The sequence below is a fragment of the Rothia sp. (in: high G+C Gram-positive bacteria) genome (assembly GCF_030540545.1).
In the GTDB taxonomy this organism is placed as follows: Bacteria; Actinomycetota; Actinomycetes; order Actinomycetales; family Micrococcaceae; genus Rothia.
The window spans coordinates 1-1,043 of sequence record NZ_JAUNVZ010000129.1 but is presented as its reverse complement, the minus strand read 5'-3'; the positions used below and the strand labels follow the sequence as shown (position 1 = coordinate 1,043).

The window sequence follows — 1,043 nt, the reverse complement described above, 5'->3', positions numbered from 1 at the left end:
CGTCTCAATACCGTGCAGAACAAGTTCACGGTCCTTACGCTGCAGCGAGAGGCAGATACGGCGAGTAATCTCAAATCCAAGCACCGGTCCCACAAAGAATAGGGCACGCAGAACGTACGCCACGTCATTGAGAGAAACATGGAAGTGAGTTGCGATCAGATCCGAGGAAGCCGCGATCATAAGCACCGAATAATAGATGATACCCGCAACACCAGCTGCGGTGCGGAATGGCGCGTTACGTGGGCGATCCAGGATATTGTGGACGCGGTCATCCTTCGTCACCCAACGCTCAATCCAAGGCCAAGTGAACAGGAAACCCATCAGCAGGCCCGCCAACGCAAACGGTAGAAGCACGTTCAGTACCCAGGTTCCTCCTGCCTGGATTTCCCACGGGAACGGCCACACACCGGGCCATAAACGTAATGCACCATCACCGAAACCAACATACCAGTCAGGCTGAGTACCCGCCTGCACCGGTGAGGGGTCATACGGTCCGTAGTTCCAGATAGCGTTAATGGTGAATGTTGAGGCCAAGAACGCAATAATGCCGAACACAATAAAGACGAAACCACCGGCTTTAGCAGCGTAAACTGGGCCAACCGGGAAGCCAACAACATTATCATTAGTGCGGCCCGGCCCCAGGTACTGGGTGTGCTTGTGGAGCACAACCATGAACATATGAATACCCACGCACAACAGAAGGGTGGCGGGGATAATCATAATGTGCAGGGTGTAGAGGCGCCCAATAATATGCTCACCGGGGAACTCGCCACCGAAGAAGAAGAGCGATGCATAGGTGCCAATAAGCGGAATTGACTTCATAATGCCGTCAATAATGCGCAAACCGTTGCCAGAGAGCACATCATCCGGCAGGGAATAGCCGGTGAAACCAGCCAAGATACCCACCACAAAAAGCACGCATCCCACAACCCAGTTCAGCTCGCGGGGGCGACGGAAAGCACCTGTGAAGAAAACACGGAGCATATGGATGCAGATGGCCAGCATGAACATGAGCGCTGCCCAGTGGTGGATCTGCCGTAGCA

1 protein-coding gene is annotated in these 1,043 nt (G+C 54.1%); it reads right to left on the bottom strand.

What is annotated here, in order from left to right; all coding sequences use genetic code 11:
• On the bottom strand, positions 1 to 1,043 hold a 1,043-nt coding region (locus Q4P78_RS09415), incomplete at both ends, for a cytochrome b (protein WP_303340106.1).